At 28.1% G+C, this 24,470-nt stretch carries 22 protein-coding genes and 1 other RNA gene; 9 read left to right on the forward strand and 14 right to left on the reverse strand.

Annotated elements, in window-relative coordinates:
* Positions 1–45: 45 nt before the first annotated feature.
* The 7 genes from BLV71_RS13310 to BLV71_RS13340 all read left to right on the forward strand — a co-directional run bounded on the left by BLV71_RS13310 (position 46) and on the right by BLV71_RS13340 (position 5,942).
* Entirely contained in the window at positions 46–861 is an 816-nt protein-coding gene (locus BLV71_RS13310; protein WP_093871026.1) for a 2,3,4,5-tetrahydropyridine-2,6-dicarboxylate N-succinyltransferase, read from the forward strand.
* Between the two features lie 78 nt (positions 862–939).
* Complete coding sequence (locus BLV71_RS13315) at positions 940–1,680, forward strand: glycosyltransferase family 2 protein (RefSeq protein ID WP_093871027.1); 741 nt, start codon at positions 940–942, stop codon at positions 1,678–1,680.
* Positions 1,681–2,790, forward strand: a complete 1,110-nt coding sequence (locus BLV71_RS13320) for a glycosyltransferase family 4 protein (RefSeq protein ID WP_093871028.1) — start codon at positions 1,681–1,683, stop codon at positions 2,788–2,790.
* 43 nt (positions 2,791–2,833) lie between these two features.
* Positions 2,834–3,643, forward strand: a complete 810-nt coding sequence (locus tag BLV71_RS13325) for a glycosyltransferase family 2 protein (RefSeq protein ID WP_093871029.1) — start codon at positions 2,834–2,836, stop codon at positions 3,641–3,643.
* Positions 3,644–3,646: 3 nt separating this feature from the next.
* Positions 3,647–4,423 carry a glycosyltransferase family 2 protein gene (locus tag BLV71_RS13330; RefSeq protein ID WP_093871030.1) on the forward strand — a complete coding sequence of 259 codons (777 nt, stop codon included), beginning with the start codon at positions 3,647–3,649 and terminating at the stop codon, positions 4,421–4,423.
* Between the two features lie 8 nt (positions 4,424–4,431).
* Positions 4,432–5,379 (forward strand): polysialyltransferase family glycosyltransferase, encoded by a 948-nt coding sequence (locus BLV71_RS13335; RefSeq protein ID WP_093871031.1) that lies wholly within the window; start codon positions 4,432–4,434, stop codon positions 5,377–5,379.
* Positions 5,364–5,942 carry an L-threonylcarbamoyladenylate synthase gene (locus tag BLV71_RS13340; protein ID WP_233487157.1) on the forward strand — a complete coding sequence of 193 codons (579 nt, stop codon included), beginning with the start codon at positions 5,364–5,366 and terminating at the stop codon, positions 5,940–5,942. The genes BLV71_RS13335 and BLV71_RS13340 overlap by 16 nt, the downstream gene beginning before the upstream one ends.
* Here BLV71_RS13340 and pseI read toward each other — a convergent pair.
* The 6 genes from pseI to pseC are packed head-to-tail and all read right to left on the reverse strand — an operon-like array spanning position 5,939 to position 12,532.
* The gene (gene pseI / locus BLV71_RS13345; protein WP_093871032.1) at positions 5,939–6,964 is read right to left on the reverse strand and encodes a pseudaminic acid synthase; all 1,026 of its coding nucleotides are present in this window, start codon (positions 6,962–6,964) and stop codon (positions 5,939–5,941) included. The genes BLV71_RS13340 and pseI overlap by 4 nt on opposite strands.
* The gene (gene pseG, locus BLV71_RS13350; RefSeq protein WP_093871033.1) at positions 6,948–8,426 is read right to left on the reverse strand and encodes a UDP-2,4-diacetamido-2,4,6-trideoxy-beta-L-altropyranose hydrolase; all 1,479 of its coding nucleotides are present in this window, start codon (positions 8,424–8,426) and stop codon (positions 6,948–6,950) included. The genes pseI and pseG overlap by 17 nt, the downstream gene beginning before the upstream one ends.
* 2 nt (positions 8,427–8,428) lie before the next feature.
* A complete protein-coding gene (locus BLV71_RS18745; protein WP_218131771.1) occupies positions 8,429–9,736 on the reverse strand; it encodes an aminotransferase class III-fold pyridoxal phosphate-dependent enzyme in 1,308 nt (435 codons plus the stop codon).
* Between the two features lies 1 nt (position 9,737).
* Positions 9,738–10,496, reverse strand: coding sequence for a cytidylyltransferase domain-containing protein (locus BLV71_RS18750; protein WP_218131772.1), 759 nt, complete (start codon positions 10,494–10,496; stop codon positions 9,738–9,740).
* Positions 10,493–11,371 carry an aldo/keto reductase gene (locus BLV71_RS13360; RefSeq protein ID WP_093871034.1) on the reverse strand — a complete coding sequence of 293 codons (879 nt, stop codon included), beginning with the start codon at positions 11,369–11,371 and terminating at the stop codon, positions 10,493–10,495. Before BLV71_RS13360 ends, BLV71_RS18750 begins: the two co-directional genes overlap by 4 nt.
* Before the next feature lie 3 nt (positions 11,372–11,374).
* Complete coding sequence (gene pseC / locus BLV71_RS13365; RefSeq protein ID WP_093871035.1) at positions 11,375–12,532, reverse strand: UDP-4-amino-4,6-dideoxy-N-acetyl-beta-L-altrosamine transaminase; 1,158 nt, start codon at positions 12,530–12,532, stop codon at positions 11,375–11,377.
* Between the two features lie 242 nt (positions 12,533–12,774).
* Between pseC and BLV71_RS13370 the strand changes: the two genes are divergently transcribed.
* Positions 12,775–14,196, forward strand: a complete 1,422-nt coding sequence (locus BLV71_RS13370) for a CCA tRNA nucleotidyltransferase (protein WP_093871036.1) — start codon at positions 12,775–12,777, stop codon at positions 14,194–14,196.
* Positions 14,197–14,198: 2 nt separating this feature from the next.
* Here the strand turns inward: BLV71_RS13370 and BLV71_RS13375 are convergent, their stop codons facing one another.
* The 6 genes from BLV71_RS13375 to BLV71_RS13400 all read right to left on the reverse strand — a co-directional run bounded on the left by BLV71_RS13375 (position 14,199) and on the right by BLV71_RS13400 (position 21,297).
* The gene (locus tag BLV71_RS13375; RefSeq protein ID WP_093871037.1) at positions 14,199–15,134 is read right to left on the reverse strand and encodes a glycosyl transferase family 90; all 936 of its coding nucleotides are present in this window, start codon (positions 15,132–15,134) and stop codon (positions 14,199–14,201) included.
* A gap of 1 nt (position 15,135) precedes the next feature.
* Complete coding sequence (locus tag BLV71_RS13380; RefSeq protein WP_093871038.1) at positions 15,136–16,971, reverse strand: ABC transporter ATP-binding protein; 1,836 nt, start codon at positions 16,969–16,971, stop codon at positions 15,136–15,138.
* A 14-nt stretch (positions 16,972–16,985) separates the two neighbouring features.
* Entirely contained in the window at positions 16,986–17,975 is a 990-nt protein-coding gene (locus tag BLV71_RS13385) for a glycosyltransferase (RefSeq protein ID WP_093871039.1), read from the reverse strand.
* A complete protein-coding gene (locus BLV71_RS13390; protein ID WP_093871040.1) occupies positions 17,976–19,685 on the reverse strand; it encodes a phospho-sugar mutase in 1,710 nt (569 codons plus the stop codon).
* Between the two features lie 33 nt (positions 19,686–19,718).
* Positions 19,719–20,675 (reverse strand): glycosyltransferase family 2 protein, encoded by a 957-nt coding sequence (locus BLV71_RS13395; RefSeq protein WP_093871041.1) that lies wholly within the window; start codon positions 20,673–20,675, stop codon positions 19,719–19,721.
* A 100-nt stretch (positions 20,676–20,775) separates the two neighbouring features.
* Positions 20,776–21,297, reverse strand: a complete 522-nt coding sequence (locus BLV71_RS13400) for a DUF4199 domain-containing protein (RefSeq protein WP_093871042.1) — start codon at positions 21,295–21,297, stop codon at positions 20,776–20,778.
* A 176-nt stretch (positions 21,298–21,473) separates the two neighbouring features.
* Here BLV71_RS13400 and ffs point away from each other — a divergent pair.
* Positions 21,474–21,571, forward strand: an RNA gene (gene ffs / locus BLV71_RS13405) — signal recognition particle sRNA small type.
* Positions 21,572–21,590: 19 nt separating this feature from the next.
* On the opposite strand, the gene BLV71_RS13410 is transcribed toward ffs, so the two are convergent.
* On the reverse strand, positions 21,591–22,505 hold the full coding sequence (locus BLV71_RS13410) for a tyrosine recombinase (RefSeq protein ID WP_093871043.1): 915 nt from the start codon (positions 22,503–22,505) through the stop codon (positions 21,591–21,593).
* A 171-nt stretch (positions 22,506–22,676) separates the two neighbouring features.
* A complete protein-coding gene (locus tag BLV71_RS13415; RefSeq protein ID WP_093871044.1) occupies positions 22,677–24,299 on the reverse strand; it encodes an ABC-F family ATP-binding cassette domain-containing protein in 1,623 nt (540 codons plus the stop codon).
* Positions 24,300–24,470: the final 171 nt, after the last annotated feature.

The following is a 24,470-nucleotide window of genomic DNA, read 5'->3' on the forward strand; positions in this document are numbered from 1 at the left end:
CTTAATTCATGAACACAAATTATATTTGTAGCAAATTAATTAAAGATGACAGAGTTACAATCTATTATAGAAAAAGCTTGGGATAACCGAGATTTATTAAAGGAAGAAGAAACAATAAGTGCTATTAGAAAAGTAGTTGATTTATTGGATGCAGGTGATTTAAGAGTAGCCGAACCAATAGAAAATGGTTGGCAAGTAAATGAATGGGTAAAAAAGGCTGTAGTATTATATTTCCCTATTCAAAAAATGGAAACATTAGAAGCAGGTATTTTTGAATATCATGATAAAATTCCATTAAAGAGAAATTATAAAGAAAGAGGAATTAGAGTTGTTCCTAATGCAGTAGCTCGTCATGGAGCATATATTTCTTCAGGAACAATCTTAATGCCAAGTTATGTAAATATTGGTGCTTATGTTGATGAAGGAACAATGGTAGATACATGGGCAACTGTTGGTTCATGTGCACAAATAGGTAAAAATGTTCATTTATCAGGAGGAGTTGGTATAGGTGGTGTTTTAGAGCCTTTACAAGCTGCACCAGTAATTATTGAAGATGGTGCTTTTATAGGATCTCGCTGTATTGTAGTTGAAGGTGTAAAAGTAGAAAAAGAAGCTGTTTTAGGAGCCAATGTTGTATTAACAATGAGCACAAAAATTATCGATGTTACAGGAAATGAGCCAATTGAAATGAAAGGTGTAGTTCCTGCTCGTTCTGTTGTAATTCCTGGAAGTTATACTAAAAAGTTTGCAGCTGGTGAATATCAAGTACCTTGTGCATTAATTATAGGTAAACGTAAAGAAAGTACTAATAAAAAAACATCATTAAATGATGCTTTACGTGAGTATGATGTTGCAGTTTAGAAATAAATTTCAGTATTTGGGAAATATATATGCTATATCTAAGTTTTTAAAATAATATATTTGACAAAAAATAGATAATTGACCAAATTAACAGTAATAATACCTACATTAAATGAAGAATCCAACATTCAAAGAGCGTTGGATTCTGTTTTTTTTGCAGATGAAATTATTGTAATTGATTCATATAGTTCAGATAAAACAGTTACCATTGTTAAAAAGAACAATGTAACTTTACTTCAAAGGAAGTTTGATGATTTTTCATCACAAAAAAATTATGCAATACAAAAAGCTTCAAACGATTGGGTTTTGATTGTTGATGCTGATGAGGAAGTTACAGATGAGTTGAGCAAAGAAATTAAAGAGATATTTTCTAAGGAGTTAAACTATGTAGGCTTTTATATAAGAAGAAACAGCTACGTTGAGAATAAAAGACTTCAGTTTGGAGGCTATTCTAGTAAAATAGTTCGTCTTTTTAACAAAAAATATTGTTTTTACGAAGGAATTGTACATGAAACAATAAAAACAACAGGGAAATTAGAAAATTTAGTAGGTAGATTAAATCATTATACGTACAAAGATTATACACACTTTAAGAAAAAAATGAATTATTATGCAAAACTTAGAGCACAGGAGTTATTTGCTAAAGAAAAAAAAGTAACAATATTCCATTTATATATAAAGCCTTTTATTAGATTTTTAATTCATTACATTTTTAAATTAGGCTTTTTAGATGGGAAAGAGGGAATTATATTTTCATACTTAATGGCGTATGGAGTTGCAAAAAGATATAAAGAATTAACACTATTAAATAATAAATAAATGAAGATAGGGTTTGATGCTAAACGTGTTTTTCATAATACTACTGGTTTAGGGAATTATAGCAGAGATTTGATAAGAATTTTAGCAAAATTTTATCCTAAGAGTACTTATTATTTATACAACCCAAAGCCAAAAAAAGTATATAGATTAGAACTAACTCAATCAATGCATGAGGTTTTACCAAATACAAAATTCTGGAAAAAGTATTCTTCTTTATGGCGTCAAACAGCTGTATTAAAACAAATTAAAAGTGATGGAGTAGATGTGTTTCATGGCTTATCTGGGGAAATACCAAGAGGATTAACAAAAAATAAAATTAAATCGGTAGTAACAATTCATGATTTAATATTTATGCGTTATCCTAAATTATATTCATTTTTTGATAGAAAAATTCATTTTAAAAAGTTTAAATATGCTGCGAAAAATGCCAATAAAGTAATTGCGATTAGCGAGCAAACTAAAAAAGATATTATTACTTTTTTAAAAATTGATCCGTCAAAAATTGAAGTTGTCTATCAAGGCTGTAACAACGTTTTTAAAGAGGAAAGAAGTGTTATAGAAAAAAAAGAGTTTCTTGATAAATATAAGATACCTGATACCTTTTTATTAAATGTAGGAACAATTGAAGAAAGAAAAAATGCGTTGAGTATTGTAAAAGCTGTAAAAGAAATTGATATTCCTTTAGTTATTGTAGGAAGAAAAACAAAATATTACACTCAAATTGAAAATTATATTCAGAAAAATAATTTAGAAAACAAAATCTATTTTCTAGAAGGATTAACGTTAAAAGAACTATCTACAGTATATCAATTAGCCGAAGTTTTTATTTATCCAAGTATTTTTGAAGGATTCGGTATTCCTATAATAGAGGCTTTATTTTCAAAAACGCCAGTTATAACATCAAAAGAGGGAGTGTTTCCAGAAGCAGGTGGACCAAACTCTTTATATGTTGATCCTTATAATATAAAGGAAATGATAGAAGCTATAGAATTATTATTAAAATCAAAAAATAAAAAGGAAGAGATGGTGAATAAAGGGTTTGATTTTGTACAACAATTTAATGACGAAATTATAGCAAAGAAAATTAAAGCAATATATAAAGAGCTATAATCTATATATAGTATATTTGTTGGTAATAAGGTTAAATTAATCTATGAAAACAAATTTTAAAACGTCTTTAATAATAGCTACTTATAATTGGCCAGAAGCGTTAACACTTACTTTAAATAGTGTATTATTACAAAAGGAGTTACCTGATGAAATATTAATAGCTGATGATGGTTCAAAAGAAGAAACTAGAGTTTTAATAGAAGAATATAAACGAAGAATTAAAGTCCCTTTTATTCATGTTTGGCATGAAGATAAAGGTTTTCGATTAGCTGAAATTAGAAATAAAGCAATAGCTAAAGCTACAGGAGATTATATAGTACAAATTGATGGAGATGTAATAATGCATCCTTACTTCATTAAAGATCATAATAGGTTTGCAAAAAGAAATACATTCGTAAGAGCAAGTAGAATTTATTTAGATACTGAACTTTCAAAAAAAAAGTTAGATACTAAAGATGCTTCAATAAATATTTTCGCCAAAGGAGTAAGTAATTTTTTTAGTTCATTTAGATTTCCATTGGTTTGGAAATATTTCGAAAAAAACTATAAAGTTAATGGGGATGAAAGATGGGAAATTCATGGATGTAATATGGCATTTTGGAGAGCAGATGCCATTAAAGTTAATGGGTATAATGAATCGTTTTATGGTTGGGGGCCTGAAGACAAGGAATTTGTTGCTCGCCTTTTGAATTCAGGAGTAGAGAAAAGGTTTTTAAAACTTGGTGGTGTTATTTTTCATATAGATCATCCAATTAACGAAAAAGAATTTTTAGGAGAGAATTTAGCAGTATTTGAAAGCACAAAAACTGATGGAGTTAAGTTTTGTGAAAAAGGAATTAATAAGTATTTATAGAAAATGGATATAGCGTTATTGATTTCAACATATAATTGGCCTAAAGCGCTTCATATGGTTTTAAGTACAGTACATAATCAAACAGTACTACCAAATGAAATATTAATAGCGGACGATGGATCTACTGAAGATACCAAAAAAGTAATAGAAGAATGGAAAGAAAAATTAACTATTCCAATTAAGCACCTATGGCATGAGGATAAAGGGTTTCGAAAGACTATAATAATGAACAAAGCTGTAGCTTCCTCTTCTTCTGATTATATTGTTCAAATAGATGGAGATATATTATTAGAAAAACACTTTATACAAGATCATATAAAAAATGCTAAAAAGGGATTCTTTATTAAAGGAAGTCGAGCTTTAATATTAAAAGACAGAACAGAAAACATATTAAATAACCAGATTTTTGTTTTAAAAGAAGAAGTAAAGTATGTAAAAAATACAATTAATGCTACTAGGATGCCACTTTTTGCTCCTATTTTTAGAAAGGATAAATTTAAATCGAATAACGTAAAAGGATGTAATTTTGCTTTTTGGAAAAAAGATTTTATAGCTGTGAATGGTTACGATAATGATATGGATGGGTGGGGACATGAAGATATTGAACTTGCAGCTAGACTAACAAATCTAGGGATAAAACAACGACAACTAAAAATGGTTGCTATTTGCTTTCATTTACACCATAAGTTTAATGACAGAGGTAATGAAAATATTAATTATAGTAAATATTTAGATGTTGTTAAAAATGGGGTTGTAAGATGTAAAAATGGATTTAATTAATAGTTTATATGAAACATGTTTTTTGGATACATAGTCACATAACTTTTTTAGTTTCTGAAATGGTAATAAGTCAATTAAAATTAAAAAAAGAAGACTTAGTTTTTTTGACTTATAGAAATTATAAATTACCTAGACCAATTGAGGGGGTAACTTTATATGAAATACCTACTTATGATCCAATTTTAAAAGAATCAGAAGATGGTATAAAAATAAAGTGGTCAGAAATTTTAAATTTTGATTTTGAATTTTATATTCCTCAATCAAGAGAAAAATTAATACACTTAATCCTTAGTATTGATAATTGTAAATCTTATAATTATATAGAAGAAGGATTGTTAGCGTATAATTATAAAGACAGTAAATTTAAAATAGCATCACATGTCCTTTTAAGAAGAACAGGGTTACGTAAAAGAATGAGAATGCTAGATTATACAAATAAGAAGTTTAAAAAAGCTTTTTGTATTAATGATAAAGCATTCAAAAACTGTAAAGAAAAAAAAGTTTTACAAGCCTCTTATACTAAACCAAATTATGAAGATAAAGACTTGTTTGGTACTTGTATAATATTAGTTTTTGATGCTATTGTTCCTTATAATATGGTTTCTCAAGAGGAAAGCATAAAATTATTAGAAATAATTATTAAACATTTAATAATTACTAATCAAACTAAGGTGTTTTTTAAATTTCATCCTGAGCAATTAAGAATTAAAAATCAAGCAGAAATTTTAGAAATAAAGAATGTATTTTCTAAAAATAGTGATATAGAATTTAAAGAGTTAGGTAGTAATGTAATTTTAGAAGAGTTGTTGTTCTTTAATAAAAACATTACGATATATAATTATGTTTCATCAACAGGTTTATATGCAAATTTACTTGGAAATGAAGTAGTTTCAGTTAGTGATAGAATAGATGTTAAAATAGCAAACTCAATAAAGAAAGATTGGAAACAAATATAGAGTACACATATATTAATAAAGTAAGTGAAATTCTTTTAGAAGGAAAAACTATTTTATATCCAACTGATACTGTTTGGGGGTTAGGTTGTGATGCAACAAATGACAAAGCAGTAAGTGAAATTTATAAAATAAAAAAAAGAAAAGAATCTAAGAGTTTAATAGTACTTGTCAATTCTTTAGAAATGTTAAAAGAGTATGTTTTTGTTCCTGAGGAAGTTATAAAAATTATAAAAAATTCTACAAAACCAACAACTATAATTTATCAGGATTCAAAAGGAATTTCAGAGAAGATAATTAACAAAGAAGATAACTCAGTAGCTATAAGAATTGTAAAAGATGAATTTTGCCATAAGTTAATTAGTCAATTTGGTAAACCAATTGTATCTACTTCAGCTAATATTAGTGGAGAAAATACACCTAAAGTTTTCAAAGATATTTCTGAAGAGGTTAAACTAAAAACTGATTTTATAGTTAGCCATTTATATGAGAAACAAAAGGATACCAAACCATCTACTATTTTAAAAATAGGAAAAGATGGTTCGGTAATAACTTTAAGAGCTTAGTTTTTTTCTATATGGTTTAGATCTAAAGGAGTTCCCTTTTCAAGATCGAATAAAAGTTTTTTTCCTAAAATATCATTATAGTATTTTGGATGTAGTCCAAAACCAGGTCGAATAGACCTTACGTTTTCTTCAGAAATAAATTCTCCCTTTTTAACATCTTTACAAATATATAATGAACGAGAAAACTCTCTACCATTTTTCATTTTTTCTGTTAATTGGTAACTTATTTTTCCACTAGCTTTTTCAGCAGCTCTAACAGCACTTACCATTTGAGTAAACTCTGTTTCATCTAAAGAAAATGAAGCATCAGGACCTCCAATTTCTTTGTTTAAAATAAAATGTTTTTCAATAACCGTAGCACCTAAAGTTACAGCAACTACAGGAGTAACAATACCCATTGTATGATCAGAAAGCCCAGATTTTACATTAAAACGTTTTTTTAAATTTTTAATCATTACAAGATTAGCTTCTTCAATAGGAGCTGGATAAGATGATGTACATTTTAATAAGGTAATATCATTATTTCCAACATCTCTACATGTTTTAACAGCTAGTTCAATATCTTCATCTGTTGCTATTCCAGTTGAAATAATGATAGGCTTCATTGTTTTTGCACAATATTCAATTAATGGAATATCAGTAATTTCAAAAGAAGCAATTTTATAAATAGGATTATCTAAAGACTCTAATAAATCAACTGCTGTTTTATCAAAAGGAGACGAAAAGACTATCAAACCTTCTTCTCTAGCAACTTTGTATAGATCTTCAAACCATTCCCATGGAGTATAGGCTTGTTTATATAAATCATGTAAAAACATTCCGTCCCAAATGGTTCCTTGTTTTAATTTGAAATCATCTTTTTTAGAATTTAAAGTAATTGTATCTGCTGTATAAGTTTGAAACTTAATAGCATCTGCACCAGTTCTTTTAGCTGCTCTAATAGTTTCTATTGCAATTTCTTTACTACCATTATGGTTTGCTGATAATTCAGCAATTATAAAACATTTATCTGATGGAATCATTTTTTTCTAATTTATATATAAAACTATTTATTCCGTTATATTGTTCTTCTTTATAAGATTTATAACCAGATTTTTCAAAAGATTTAACGGAAGCAATATTTTCTTTTTTTATGTGAGCAAGAATAGGTTTTTTTAATACTTTGAAGTACTCTTTAGCCGATTTTTTTAAAAATAAATGAGCTAGTTTTTTCCCTCTATATTTTTTTGCTATTGTAATTCCTACAACTGTGTATTCTTCTTTAACTTCATATCGAACCATACCAGCAGGAGAGGAGTTGTATTCTATAATATGGAAGATGTTATTCTTATCATTTATTTTAGATTCGAACCATTTTTCATGATTTTCTAAAGTTATAGGATTAGAATTATAAGAGTTTTTTCTTACTAATGGATCATTTGACCAATTATAAACATTTAGCTTATCATCTTTTGAAGCTTTTCTAGTTGATATTTGAACATAGTTTAATAATTCAAAAAAGCGGTTACTAATTTTACTGTCAAATAATTTTTGTTGAATTTTTAAGGAAGAATTATAATCATTAGTTTTAAGAATTTTTTCAATAGCTTTAAAAAAGTTTTCTTCTTCATATTTTGAAAAATCTCCTCCAGGATATACCGCTTTTTTATTAGTAAATGAATTATAAATATTTAATTGATTATCTACAAAATAACCTGATAAAATTGGCATTTGAATAGCACATAATTCATATAAAGTTGTACTTGCTGGAGCAATAGCTAAATTACACTTCTCCATTATTAATATAATTTCTTTTTCTTGTAAGTTTTGGTAAATATGAATATTTGAATGCTTCTTTTGTAAATTAAATATTTGATTATGCTTATAGGCACCACCTAATAAAACATGTATTTCTTTTAATTTATTAAATTTTAATAACGCCTTTGTAGCTTTATAGCTTAAATCATACATATCAGCACCTCCAAAACATACAAAAACGGTATTTATGGTATTAATAATTCTTTTATTTTTTGTTGCTTCTAAAAAAGAAGGTCTTAATATAGCATATTTAGTACCTAAAGCTAATTCAGTATAGTTTTCAGTAATATATTTCTTAGATTCTATGCCTTCAGAGTGATTTATAACTACATCTGCATATTGATGATTTGTAATTAAATCATCAATATATATAATAATATATCCTAATGATTTTAATTTTCTTTGATATTCAGATGTAAATTGATACCCATCTATTATAACTATATATTCTTTAGGAGAGTATTTTGTTGACAAAATATATGGTTCTTCAATTAAATCAATAGTATTAGAAATGGTTTCAATTGAATAGTCTTTAGGAATTACTTTTAAAGTAGAACTCTCTTTAGTTATAAAGATAAAATCATTTTTCTCTTTATAAAGTTCAACTAAGGCAAAAAGTCGATATAAATGACCTAACCCAATTATTGAGTTACCATCAGCTCTAAAAAGAAGTTTTTTTTGATTCATTTTTAATTTAACCTTTTAAAACCACCATGACAAATTGGACTTTCTAATAAGTTGTCAATTTTTAAAGCTCCTTTCTCACATTTTTCAATGGTTTGAAAAACAGTATTTAATTCATCTAAGTATGCATTTATAACAGGTTTAGTATGCGCAGTACAACTGTACAAAACAGTTGAAGCTAAGTATCCTTTTTTTAATAATTCTTGCGTAATAAAAGTTTTATATTTTAAAGTATCTTTAGAAGTAAAAGAAAACCCAGCTAAGGCTGGTATACCAAAAGTATTTATTTCTAAATCATTGTTAGAAGCTATACTATTCCATTGCTCTTTTATATAGTTTCCCATTTCAGTAATATAGTCCCAAGGCTGTTCTTTTTCCATAATCTCTAATGTTTTTAAAGCAGCAGCAGGACCTATTCTTTCTGTCCAAAAAGTAGAACTGATAAACGTATTTTGTGCGGCTTCCATTACTTCTCTTTTACCCACTACAGCAGTTAATGCATATCCATTAGCTATTGTTTTACCAAAGACAGTCATATCAGGTTCAACTCCATATTTTTTGAAAATAGGACCATAAGTTTCTCTAAATCCTGAAGTGCATTCATCAAAAATTAGAACAATATTATGGTCGGTAGCTAGTTTCCGTACCTTTTGAAGGTAACCTTCTTTTGGTGCATGATTACGTTGTACTTCCATTTTAATAACTCCTATATCATGGTTTTTTACCAAGTTTTCAAGCTCTTCGTAGTTATTGTATAAAAAAGGTAAAGTACTTCCTTTTAAATGATTTGGAACACCGGCAGGATCTAATCCAGGTAATAAATGTTGATCTAAACCTTCATCATTTCCTAAATTTGTAGATAAATACCAATCATGCCATCCATGATAACCACATATAGCAACTTTGTCTTTACCACTAGCAGCACGAGCAATTCTAATTGCAATAGCATTAGCTTCTCCTCCTGAACGTGCAAAACGTACCATATCAGCCCAAGGGTTCATTTCAATAAGCTTTTCAGCTAAATAAACTTCTTCAGGACAATTAAAAGTAGACATGTTTCCAGTTTTAACTACATTAGAAACAACTTCATCTATTTCTTTATTACCATACCCTAAAATATTTGTTCCAATACCCATAATTGAAACATCAGTATATTTATTATTATCTAAATCCCATACATTACAACCTTTGGCTTTAGAATAATAAGAAGGCCATTTTTCCGGTAAGAACATTTCTGGCCTTTTAGAAAGTAACATAGTACCCCCAGGGATTAATTTCTTAGCTTTTTTGTATAAATTTTGACCTGTATTCATTTTAATCTTTTTTTAATGATTTTTTATACCCTTCATTTCTATTAATGGTACTGTTTAAATCAGATATGTTAGTATCATTTAAATATAATTCTGCATATTCTTTCCAACCTTTATCAATTCCTAAAGAGTTGATTAAGCTACTAACAACTTCATAGTCTTTAGGTTCATCTACAGTCATTCTAACATTTTTATATTTTAAATGGCTTGAGGAATAATTATAAGCAGTAAATAGTTCTTGATTAAAAAAAGAAGAGTTATTTCTTATATAAGGAGTAACATGTTCTCTTTCGGATATTAATTTAGCATTTTTCCATGCTAGTTCTAATGCTTTATAAGTGAAAACTTCAATATCCTGCCCATCAGGGAAAGTTTCTTCTTGAACATTAGAACAATAATCAACCTTCTTATCTATTGTAGTTTTTATAACTGTATCTATTAATTGAGGGTCGAGTAGAGGACAATCAGAAGTTACACGGACAATATAGTCTGGGTTCAATTTTTTTACAGCTTGATAAAAACGATCTAACACATCGTCTTCAGACCCTCTTGAACAAATTACATTCTTTTTTTTTGACTCTTCTTCAATTAAATTGTCTTCTATTTTATTGGTTGTTGCAACAATAATATGTGTAGCTAATTTACTTTGTAATATTCTTTCTAGATGAATTTCTAACAATGTTTTATTTGCTATTTTTTTTAAAACTTTGTTAGGTAGCCTTGTTGAACCAGTTCTAGCTTGCGTTATAATAACTATTTTCATAATTTCCAATTTGAAGGATTCAGCAATTCATTTTGTTCTACATTAATATTGTTTATTTCTTCAATTCTGTCGCTTGAGATTTCTTTTTTAATTGAAGATAAATTATCTAATAATTGATCAACTGTATCAACACCAATTAAAACTTTGTCAATTTTTTCTTGGCTATGTACATAGTTTAATGCTAAGTCATTCATCTTATAATTATCTGAACAAAGATTATGTAGTTTATCAAAATTTTTGTTTAATGGCTTTAAATTACCACTTAAATCAGTTGTTTTTTTAAAAAACAAACCTTGTAAAAAAACAGATCTTGTATGAATTTCTATCCCTTTTTTTACAGCTTTACTTAAAATTTCGCCTCTTTTTGTTGTGTTATCTAACAAATTAAAGGGTAATTGAATTAAATCTATATCATCAAATTCTAAAACTTTTTCAAACTCTTCATTTGTATATAATGAAACCCCTATTTTTTTTATAATTCCTTCTTTTTTTAGAGAAGATAAATCTTTTTGGAAAGGTTTAAAATAGGAGTCAAAATCTTTAAAAGAATGAAACATATAGCAGTATAAATTGTTTACTTGTAAAGTTGCTATATTTTTTTTAATGCGTTCCGTAATATTAAAAGGTAAGTTTTTAACAGTAGCACTAAACTTAGTGATTATTTCAAATTTATTAGAAGAATTTAGATGGTACTCTCCAATCTTCTCTTGAGAATCACCATAAGCCTCAGCAGTATCTAATAAATATATACCATTATTATAAGCAGTATCTAAAATATTTTTAATATTTTCTGATGATGGTTTTCCTTTGGTGTTGTTTACACCATAATTTAATCCAAATTGAACAGTACCTAATATTAGTTTTTTTTTAGTCAAAGGTTAATACTCTTTATTTACGAATTCTAATACTTTTTTAATTACATGATTTTGTTCTTCATCGCTTAAGCTAGGATACATTGGTAGACTAAAACAGTTTTTATAATAATTCTCAGCATTTTTTAAATCTGCGTTTTCATAGCCTATACTTTTATAATATGGAAGTGTATGAAGAGGTATGTAGTGTATTTGAGGAACTATTCCTTCTTTTACTAAAAACTCGAAAAATTTTTTCCTTTTTTTTACTTCAACAACAAATAAATGATAAGCATTTAAATAGCCTGAAGGAGTATGCTGAAATTTCACTTTTCCATTGAAGGCTTTTATATATTTATTAGCAATTTGATTTCGTTTTATTATTCTTTTATCATTTTTTGCTAATTGTGTAATTCCCAAAGACGCATGGATATCTGTCAGTCTATAATTAAACCCTAAAGTTTGCATTTCATAATACCAATTACCATGATTCTCTTTCATATTATTTTTAGTAATTCCATGTGTACGAAGTAACATGACCCTATCATAGATTTCTTTAGAGTTAGTCGTAATCATTCCTCCTTCACCACAAGCAATATGCTTAACTGGGTGAAAAGAAAATACAGATATATCTGCGTAGTTTCCATTTCCACAGTATTGATCTTGCTTTTTAGAATTAGTAAAGTTACCACCAGGTGAATGACATGAATCTTCAATAATCCATAAATCATATTCATCAGCTAATTTTTTGAAATCTTCTAAATTAACAGGTAATCCCCCAAAGTTTACAGGAATAATTCCTTTAAAAAAACCTTTAGGTTTAGATTTTAATAATTCTCTGGTTTTGTCTATATCAATTAAATACGTTTCAGGATTAATATCAGCAAACCAAACTTCAGCATCAACAAATCTTGCACAATTTGCAGAAGAAGCAAAAGTTATTGGGGTAGTAATTATACGATCACCTTTTTTTAAATTTAAAGACAATACAGCAAGGTGAAGTCCAGCTGTAGCATTACACATAGCAACAGCATATTTAGCACCTACATATTTGGCAAATTTATGCTCAAATTCTTCTACTTTTGGACCTTGGGTTAATAGATCCGATTGTAATGTTTTTACAACAGAATCAATATCGTCTTGTTCTATATTGTGTCTCCCGTAAGGAATATTGAATTTAGTCATTTAAGAAAATTAAATAGTTTTCTCGTTATTGAAAATAACAAGCATTTTGTTCTTTGTTCAGTTAAACAGTTTGTAAAAATACGTATTTTCTAAGTTTAAAGCTTAACTCTTAATACAAATCATAAAATTTAGATTTAAATTTACTATATAAATAGTAGATTTGCATTAATTAAGATTACAGTAAAAGTACCTATTATAATAAATCGATTAAGGTAATGTAATTGTAATAAGAGAATAATTTTATGCAAAAACAATACTATAAAGAGGCAATTTCTGCCGAAATATTTCATTATATATCAAAAGCTGCTAAGGAGTTAGGATTAGAAAGTTATGTAATTGGTGGGTTTGTTCGTGACCATATTTTACAAAGAGGAACAGCTAAAGATATTGATATTGTAGCTATTGGTAGTGGTATTGAATTAGCAGAAAAAGTAGCATCTTTATTGCCTACTAAACCAAAAGTTCAGGTTTTTAAAACCTACGGAACTGCTATGTTACGATTTCAAGATGTAGAAATTGAGTTCGTTGGAGCAAGAAAAGAATCATACACTGAAGAAAGTAGGAATCCAACAATATCGAAAGGTACTTTAGTAGATGATCAAAATAGAAGAGATTTTACAATAAATGCCTTAGCATTAAGTTTAAATGAAGATAGTTTTGGATTGTTATTAGATCCTTTTAATGGAATAGATGATTTACAAAATAAAATAATTAAAACACCATTAAGTCCTGATATTACGTATTCAGATGATCCATTAAGAATGATGAGGGCGGTTAGGTTTGCAAGTCAATTAGGATTTAAAATAGAAGAAAAGTCGTTAGATGCGATTACAAATAACGCTGACAGAATAGATATTATTACTCGTGAAAGAATTATAGTGGAGTTAAATAAAATTCTAGAATCGTATAAACCATCTATTGGTTTTTTATTATTAGAAAAAACGAAATTACTTAAGCGTATTATTCCTGAATTAATTGATCTTAAAGGGGTTGAGGAAGTGGAAGGACAGAAGCATAAAGATAATTTTTATCACACATTAGAAGTGGTGGACAATATTTCATTAAAAACGAATGACGTTTGGTTGCGTTGGGCAGCTTTATTGCATGATATAGGAAAAGCTCCTACAAAAAAATATCATCCGAGAATAGGTTGGACATTTCATTCTCATGAATTTGTTGGTTCAAAGATGGTGTATAAATTATTTAAGCGCTTGAGAATGCCATTAAACAACAAAATGAAATTTGTGCAAAAAATGGTGTTATTAAGCTCAAGGCCTATAGTACTTGCCTCTGAAGTAACAGATTCAGCTGTTCGTCGTTTAGTTTTTGATTCAGGAGAAGATGTTGATAGTTTAATGACTCTTTGTGAGGCAGATATAACAACGAAAAACCCAAAAAAATTTAAACGTTATCATAAAAATTTTGAAATTGTTCGTAAAAAAATAAAAGAAGTTGAAGAACGAGATAGAGTTCGTAATTTTCAACCTCCAATAACAGGAGAAGAGATTATGAAAACCTTTAATTTAAAACCGTGTAGAGAGATTGGTCAAATAAAAGAAGCTATAAAAGAAGCTATTTTAGAAGGTGAAATACCTAATGAATATGAAGCTTGTTATGAGTTTATGATCGAAAAAGGTAAAAAACTAGGGCTAGAATTAATCTAATTCTAGCTAGTTTGTTTAAAATAATTATTTAAAACTAATAAAGAAAGTTGTTTTTCTGAAGTAGGGTTTTCAAATTTTTTTACCCAATCATTTGCATTTTTTATAATATTTAAAGCTTCATTTACATTATTTAGATAATAATCTCTTTTTTCTAAGAGATCAGAATAATCATCTTTAATATGTACATAATGATGGTTAGGTATTAATTTACCTTCCATATACCAAGTTTCAAATATGGGAGTAGGCATGAAGCAAAGTGAATTAGAAGACATAATCCACTTTAAGTTTGTAGCAACATCAATACCTTCTATAGATAAAATGAATTTATAATCTAATTGCTGGTTTATACTTAAATACTCTTTTTTCCATGCTAAAGGATAATGTTCATTCTTACTAACTTCTCCAATGTTACATAATGAATGATTATGGAATTTCTCAACTAATAACCGTCTGTTTTCTTTATGAATTTCACCTCTCCAAACAACCACATCATTTTTTTCATGAAACTGCTTATTATCAGTAATAAAATGAAAGTGTCTTAAAGAATCCAATTTCATTAAAACAGAATTACCATTATGATTTATAGGACGACTTTTAACAATTGTTGGTTGATCAAAATTCTCAGTAACATCTCCGAATTTAAATTTTATTTTATTTTTTACTGAAAAATACTTTGTAAACTTTACCAAATCAAAAAAATATAAACTCCCTTTTTTAGGAAGTTTAAAATCTTTTAATGATGTCCATTCGTTTTTATTAGTAGAAGAAGTAACTGAGGGAGATATGTAATATTCTAAACGCTTTTTTAGTTCATCATTTTCAACTTTCAACCATTTATTTAATTGAAATCTAAAAATAAAATTTGGAGTTATGTATCTAAAAATATTTGTTATATAATAATAAAATTTTTGACGCTTAATATTTTTAAGAAATCCCATTTTACTGAAATGATTGCATGGTTATTAATTTAAAGTATTCACCTTTTTTAGCTAGCAATTCCTCATGATTTCCTTGCTCCATTATTTTACCTTTTTTCATCACCACTATTAAATCAGCGTTTTGAATAGTAGATAATCTGTGAGCAACAACAATAGAAGTTCTGTTTTTCATCATATTATCTAGATCATCTTGTACTAACTTTTCTGACTCTGTATCTAAAGCAGAAGTAGCTTCATCTAAAATCATTATTGGAGGGTTTTTCAAAACCGCCCTAGCTATTGATAAACGTTGCTTTTGACCACCAGATAAGTTACCACCTCCATCACCAATATTGGTGTTATATTGCTCGGGTAAATCTTTTATAAACTCGTGAGCGTTGGCAATTTTTGAAGCTTTTTGTATTTCTTCTGGAGTTGCATCTGGGCTACCTAAAGAGATGTTATTTGCAACGCTGTCATTGAATAATATTGAATCTTGAGTAACGATACCTATTAAACTACGTAAAGAATTTTTTGTGACATCTTTAATGTTTAAGCCATCTACAGTAATACTTCCTTTATCAATGTCATAAAAACGAGGAATAATATTTGTTAAAGTAGATTTTCCACTTCCTGATTGTCCAACTAAAGCTACAGTTTTTCCTTTAGGAATAGTTAAAGAAAAATCTTTTAAAACATAATCATTTTTATATTTAAAGGAAATATTGTCAATTTTAATTTCAGAATTGAAATCATCCTTAGTGATTGCATCTTTTTTATCAGTTATTGGATTTTTCTTATTTAATATTTCTAATATTCTATCTATTGAAGCTCCGGCTCTTTTAATGCTGTACATAGCATTTGATATGTTTTTTGCAGGAGTTAAAATATTATAAGCTAAAGCCATGAATCCAATAAAAGTTCCACCTGTCATTGACTTATCTATTAATACCATTTTACCTCCATACCATAAAACTACAACTATAACAGTAATACCCAATACTTCACTAAGTGGAGTCGCCAAATTTTGTCTAAACATTAATTTATTTGAATGTTTAAAAATTTTATCAGAAGTTTTAAAAAACCTATTTTTAAAAATAGATTCAGCAACAAATCCTTTTATTATTTTTAAACCAGATAATGTTTCTTCAACATGTGATAAAAACTGACCGTTTTCTCTTTGCACTTGATCAGAAGAAGCTCTTAGTTTTTTACCAATGAAGGCAATTATTAACCCTGATAAAGGAATGAAAATAAAAATAAATAATGTTAGTTGAGGACTTATCGCAAACATCATTGATAAAGTGAAAATAATAATTAAAGGTTGTTTAACAAGCATTTCTAAAACACTTAAAAATGACCATTGAACTTCTCCTACATCATTTGTTATTCTAGACATCACATCACCTTTTCTTTTTTCAGTAAAAAAAGAAATAGGTAAGCTAATTACTTTTAAATAAACTTCATTTCTCATGTCTTTAATTACACCATTTCTAATAATAGCCATGAAGTATAAAGAAGCATAGTTTGCAATATTTTTTAAAAGAAAAAGAAAAATTATTATTATACACACGTACCCTAAAACAACAATTTCACCATTATTACCATTTTCGATTTGTTGCGTAACAAAATAATTTAAACTGTTTTCTAAATATAATTTAAAATTATTTGTTAATCCTTCATATACAGGTTTAACATAGACTCTTTTATTACTTTTAAATAAAATATCCAACATTGGTATAAAAGCAACAAAACTTAATGTACTAAAAAGAGCATAAAAGACATTGCAGATAATATTTAATATTAGAAGTCTTTTATAAGGGAAAATAAATCGTATGACTTTTTTTAAATCATTCATATATAGTTAACTAATTATTCAAACCAATCTAAAAACTTTTTGGTTTGAATATTTTTTATTTTTGGTTTTTGAGTATGTAAAAGATTACCATTAGCTACTTTATGATATACTTCTATATATGATAAAGCCATTTTTTTGGCATTAAAATTCTCAATAGCATACTCATTACAACTCTTTTGAGAATAATTACCAATATTTTTAATAGCATGAGTTAGTTCTTTACGATTATTAGAAAGGTATCCTACATCCTTATTTATTAACTCATTTAAAGATCCGTAAGGAGTTGCAAAAACTGGGCAACCATAATATAAACTTTCAATAATAGCTAAACCAAAAGGTTCATGCCAAAGAACAGGGAATATTAATCCTTTAGATTTATTAAGTAGTTGATTTTTTTCTTTACCACCTACCATTCCATAAAATGAAGCTTTAGGAGTAAGAGTAAATCGCATTCCCATTTTAAAGTTGAAACGATCACCGCCCAAAACTTTTAAATGTTCATTCTTAGCTTTTTTTACAACGTTTATTGCTCCTTTTACATTTTTTATTCTCCAAGCTGCTTTAGCTAAAAAATGAAAATAATTTTCTTTAGAGAAAGTAGGATTTAGATAATCGTCCCAATCCAATCCATTATAAACATACGTACTTGCACTATATCTTTCAGCATGGTTTTTTGAAACAAAAACTGTATTATTATCAATAAAAGCATCTTTGTTTGCATTACCATGCATAGTAACAACATAAGGATGTTTTGCCCTTTCAATATCTCCTGGTTGATGTTGAAAATGAATAACATCAGTGTTTTCAGGAATTTGAGCCCAAATATTTACACTATGATCAATATTTTTTATTGTAGCAAAATTACATTGAGAACCTTTTTCTACTAAATAGGTTACATTATGCCCTAATAAGCTAAGTTCTTTACCTAGATACCAGATAACCCTTTCAGTACCTCCATAATGAGTTACAGGAATAATATTATAATGTACAATAGTTATATTCATCTATAACTTTAAATCTTTAATAATTCGTTTAATTTTTTCATCTAAAGTAGCTTCTGTGTTTTTCGCATCTTCAATTTTAGATAAACCTATTTTTACACTAATGTAAAATTTAATTTTAGGTTCAGTTCCACTTGGTCTAGCGGCAATTTTTGAACCATCTATGGTTTCATAGATTAAAACATTTGACTTAGGTATCTCAATTTTAGTTTCTTCACCAGTAATTATGTTTTTCTGTATTGAAGTATGATAGTCAAATAAATATTTTACTTGTACTCCATCTATTTCAGTTAATGGGTTGTTGCGTAAATCAACCATCATTTGTTTGATTTGCTGAGCACCATCCATTCCTTTTTTAACTAAAGAAATTAAATGTTCTTTATAAAAATGATGTTTAGTGTAAAGTTGAAGTAATTCATTATAAAATGAGCTACCATTATTTTTTGCTTCACTGGCAATTTCACATGCAAGTAGGGCGGAGGTTACTGCATCTTTATCTCTAACAAAATCACCTACCATGTAACCAAAACTTTCTTCACCACCACCAATAAATTCTTGATTAGGGTGATCTTTAATCATTTTTGCAATCCATTTAAAACCAGTTAACCCAACTTTGGTTTCAACACCATAACTATCAGCAATTTCATTAACTAAATTTGTTGATACAATTGTAGAACCTACAAATTGTTTTCCATTTAATTTACCTTGTTTTTTCCAATCATTGATTAAAAAATCAGTCATTACACTCATGGTTTGATTACCATTTAGTAATTTCATGTTCCCTTCTAAATAACGAACAGCTATACCAATTCTATCAGAATCTGGATCGGTACCTAAAACAATATCAGCATCTATTTTGTTAGCTAAATTTACAGCTAACTGTAAAGCTTCTGGCTCTTCTGGGTTAGGTGATTTAACAGTAGGAAAGCTTCCATCTGGTTCAGCCTGTTCTTCAACAATATGGACCTGCGTGTATCCAGCTCTTTTTAAAACTTCAGGGATTAATTTAATAGAAGTACCATGTAAAGAAGTAAAAACTATTTTTAAATCTTTTCTTCCTTTTACATTAAAAGTACCATTTTGTAATGAGGCTTGCCAAAAAGCTTCGTCAACTTCTTTTCCTATTGTAGTTATTAAATTTTCTTTCGCATTAAAATTAATGTCAGAATAATTTAATGAATTAACATTGTCAATGATTCCGTGATCTTGAGGAGGCACTATTTGGCCACCATCGGTCCAATATACTTTATAACCATTGTATTCAGGTGGATTATGAGAAGCAGTAAGTACAATTCCTACATCACATCCTAAATGATTTACAGCAAAAGATAATTCTGGAGTAGGGCGTAAGTCTTCAAAAATGAAAACCTGTATATTATTAGCAGATAATACATCAGCAACAACTTTTGCTAACCATTTACTATCATGCCTACAGTCATACCCAATTGCTACCTTTAATTCTTTTTTAGAAGTAGTTTTATGTAAATAATTACTTAACCCTTGGGTAGCTTTACCTAAGGTATATTTATTAATTCTATTTGTGCCGGCACCAACAATTCCTCGCATTCCTCCAGTTCCAAACTCTAAGTTTTTATAAAAACGATCAGATAAATCTTCAGAATTAGTAGTTATTAATTCTTGAATTTCTTGTCTTGTTTCTGCATCGAAAATCTCAGAAAGCCACATTTTGGCTTTATTTATTATATCTTCCATAGATAAATTTAAAAAGTTTACAAAGCTACAACTTTAAAGATTTAGCTGTTCTTTTATCGTATAATGTTTTTGATGTTCACCACTTTTTATAATAAGTTCACCAAGGAAACCTGCTAAAAATAATAAGGTACCTAAAACCATAGATGTTAAAGCAATATAAAACCAAGGATTACTTGTGACTAAAATTGTTTTTATACCAGCAGAAACTCTATATAATTTCATAGCTCCAATGAAAAAAGCAGATAAAAAACCAAATAAAAACATTAATGTACCCCATAGGCCAAAGAAATGCATAGGTCTTTTTCCAAATTTAGAAAGAAAAGAGATAGTAATCAAATCTAAAAAACCGTTAACAAAACGATCTATTCCAAATTTTGTAACTCCATATTTTCTTGCCTGATGTTGAACTACTTTTTCACCAATATTAGAAAAACCTTCATTTTTTGCTAAAACAGGAATGTATCGATGCATTTCACCACTAACTTTAACCGTTTTTACAACTTCATTTTTGTAAGCTTTTAGGCCACAATTAAAATCATGAAGTTTTAAGCCTGAGGTTTTACGAGCAGCCCAATTAAATAATTTTGAAGGAATGTTTTTGGTTATAATATTATCATAACGTTTCTTTTTCCAGCCAGAAACTAAATCATATTTTTCATTGGTAATTAAGTTGTATAAGCCAGGGATCTCATCAGGACTATCTTGTAAGTCAGCGTCCATTGTAATTACAACTTCACCTTGCGCTATATTAAAACCAGCGTCTAATGCTTGTGATTTTCCGTAGTTTCGTTGAAAACGAATTCCTTTAACAGATTTATTTTTTAATGATAACTCTTCAATTACTTTCCAAGATGTATCAGTACTTCCATCATCAATAAAAATAATTTCATACAAAAATTGATTGGATTGCATGGTGTTTGCAATCCAATCATGTAATTCTTGTAAAGACTCTTCTTCGTTAAGAAGTGGTATTACTACCGATATATTCATGCTTTTTAAATACAAAATTTATTAAGTTGTAAAGTTACAAAGTAAGTAGCAATTTATTACTCACAATAACTGTTAATTTGTATTTAAAAATTAACAAGTATTAATATTCGTTTTCTTCTGTTTTTTTCATTATAGCTCCTGCTATTGCAGAAATTATAAATCCAAGAACAGCTGAACCTATGATTCCCATAGCTGCACCAATTAAAGGAGAACTAAGTTTTTGACTCATTTCATTCGCAGCTTCAATTTGCTCCTCAGACATTCCTCCGTCTAACATTTTTTGATTTTGAACTTCCATCATTTGAGTCATAAAATCAGGTTCAATGAAAGAAACAAAAATATAGTTATAAATAACACTTACTAATGCTGCTAATACAGTTATACCAACACCGATCTTTACAGACTGTCCCCATGTAATTAGGTCGTTGTTGATAGCTCTATATTTTTTTATCCCTAAAACAATTAATGTAATGGTTATAAGCATAGAAACTATAGATAGTGACCAGTGTGGATTTAAATGTTTTCCTAAGGCATACATAGTTAAACTTAATAAAACACTAGATGCTCCTAGAATTAAACCATTGTTGATGATAATACTTTTACTGTTTGCTTGATTTTCCATTGTGTGAATTTAGTTAGTTATACAAATATATTATTTTCTTATACACTTTAATACTATGTGTTTTAAAAGTAAAAAAGTATAGTAACAATTCATTAGTATTCAAAACCTTAGAAATGTTACATAAATTTTATGCAAATTTTATTATTTTTTATAAAAAAAAGGATGTAGATTTGCCTCGGCAAGTCCTACACAACTAGCTCCCTTTGAATCCCCCAGGGCGGGAACGCAGCAAGGGTATTAGGTTGAGCAGTGTGATGTAGGTAGCTTGCCTTTTTTTATGCTCTTATTTTTCCTTACTCTTTAGTATTTAAATTACTTCTTGGATGATGTAGGGTAACCACTTCTTTTAGATATTCTCTATCAACATGTACATAAATTTCTGTAGTAGTAATACTTTCATGCCCCAATAGTTGTTGTATAACTCTTAAATCTGCTCCATTTTGTAGTAAATAAGTAGCAAATGAATGGCGTAAGGTATGTGGGCCTATTTTCTTTTTAAGGTTTATTTTAGTAGCTAAATTTTTTAAAATTATAAATATCATTTGACGAGTTAATCGTTTTCCACGTCTGTTTAAAAAAATGATGTCCTCATCTTCTTTTTTAGGGAGTATGCTTGAACGTATTTCATTGATGTAAAGTTCTATTCTTTTTATAGTAGTATTATGTATAGGTACAAAACGATATTTATTACCTTTTCCTAAAATTCTAATGTAATTTTCTTCAAAAAATAAATCCGACAATTGTAAATTAATAACTTCACTAACACGAAGACCACAACTATAAATTGTTTCAATTATAGTTTTATTTCGTTCTCCTTGAGGATGACTTAAATCTATAGCAGAAATAATAGAATCTACTTCATCTTTTGAAATAGTGTCGGGAAGCTTTCTCCCTATGTTTGGGCTTTCAATTAAATCAGTAGGATTGTCTTTTCTATAATCTTCAAAAACTAAATAATCAAAAAAACCTCTAAGGCTTGATATTAATCTAGCCTGACTTCTAGCATTTATAGTTTTACTAACATCATAAATAAATTCTTTGATTATGTTAGAAGAAATGTAAATAGGGGAGTAGTGTTCTTTTAATAAGTCAATAAATAAAATAAGTTTTTTTATATCTCTTTGATAACTTTCAATGGAGTTTTTAGCTAAACCACGTTCAATTTTTAGGTAACTTACATAATCTGATAAAGCTTGTTGCCAATTCATTAATCTGTATTAATTTTATGGAAAGATAGTAGAAATATTAAATATAAATATATCAACAATAATTAGAAATAAGAAAAGATAGTGTGTTGAAAATAAAAAAACTCCCTACAATTTAATTGTAAGGAGAAGTTTCTATATATATTTAAGAGCTTATTTATGTATTCTACAAGTTTAAGAATACATTTTAGTTCTTAGTTCTTTTACTTTTGGATCACTTAAGTATTCATCAAAAGTAGCGTATTTATCAATAACCCCTTTTGGTGTTATTTCTATAATTCTATTAGCTACTGTTTGTGCAAACTCATGATCATGTGTTGTAAACAATATTGTTCCTTTAAAGTTGATTAACGAGTTGTTTAATGATTGTATAGATTCTAAATCGAGGTGATTTGTTGGTTCGTCAACTAGTAAAATATTCGCTCTAGTCATCATCATTCTAGATAACATGCAACGTACTTTTTCACCTCCAGATAGAACATTGCTTTTCTTTAAGGCTTCTTCACCAGAGAAAATCATTTTCCCTAAAAAACCTCTTAAAAAAACTTCTTCTCTTTCTTCTTCAGTTTTTGCATATTGACGTAACCAGTCAACTAAATTTAATTCACCATTTTGAAAAAATGCAGAGTTATCAGAAGGAAGATATGATTGTGTGGTAGTAACTCCCCAGCTACATTTACCATTATCAGCCTTATCATTATCTGTGATGGCTTGATAGAATGCAGTTGTTGCTTTAGAGTTTTTAGATATTATAGCTACTTTGTCACCTCTATTTAAGTTAATATCTATATTAGAAAATAATAATTCTCCTTCAGCATCAGTTTTAGAAAGCCCCTCAATGTTTAAAATTTGATCACCAGCCTCTCTGTCTCTTTCAAAAATAATGGCAGGATATCTACGACTTGAAGGTTTAATATCTTCTACATTAAGTTTTTCAATCATCTTTTTACGAGAAGTAGCTTGTTTTGATTTAGCTACGTTTGCAGAAAAACGACGAATAAACTCCTCTAACTCTTTCTTTTTATCTTCAGCCTTTTTGTTTTGTTGTGCTCTTTGCTTAGCCGCTAATTGACTAGATTCGTACCAAAAAGTATAATTACCAGAGAAATGATTAATTTTTGAAAAATCAATATCTGAAATGTGCGTACATACAGCATCTAAAAAGTGACGGTCATGCGACACAACAATAACTGTATTGTCATAATTCGCTAAGAAGTTTTCTAACCAAGAAATAGTTTCAAAATCTAAATCATTGGTAGGCTCATCCATTATCAATACATCAGGACTACCAAATAAAGCTTGTGCTAATAACACACGTACTTTTTGTTTACCATCTAAATCTTTCATTAAAGAATAATGGTATTCTTCTTTAATACCTAAGTTAGATAGCATTGAAGCTGCATCAGAATCTGCATTCCAACCATTCATTTCTTCAAATTTTACTTGAAGTTCACCTATTTTCTCAGCATTTTCATCAGTATAATCGGCATATAATGCATCAATTTCCTTTTTTATGGCAAATAAGTCTTTATTTCCCATAATAACAGCTTCTAAAACTGGTACTTCATCAAAGGCGTAATGGTTTTGAGAAAGAACAGACATTCTTTTTCCTGCTTCTAGATGAACTTGCCCTGAAGTAGGATCTAAATCTCCAGATAAAATCTTCAAAAAAGTAGATTTTCCTGCTCCATTTGCTCCAATAATACCATAACAATTACCTTGAGTAAATTTTGTATTTACCTCATCAAATAAAATTCTTTTACCAAACTGAACTGATAAATTAGAAACTGATAACATTTATAAAATTTTAAATTCCGGTGCAAAAGTATAAAATATAAAGAGTTTAAAAGAATTTGGATAGAAAATTTTAAGATTATAAATTTGGAAAATTTTAAATTCTTTTAACAACGAATTAACAAGGTTATTCTTAATTGATATTTATTTTTGGATGTTGCTTTAATGCATACA

This window comes from Tenacibaculum sp. MAR_2010_89 (assembly GCF_900105985.1).
GTDB classification, from domain to species: domain Bacteria; phylum Bacteroidota; class Bacteroidia; order Flavobacteriales; family Flavobacteriaceae; genus Polaribacter; species Polaribacter halocynthiae.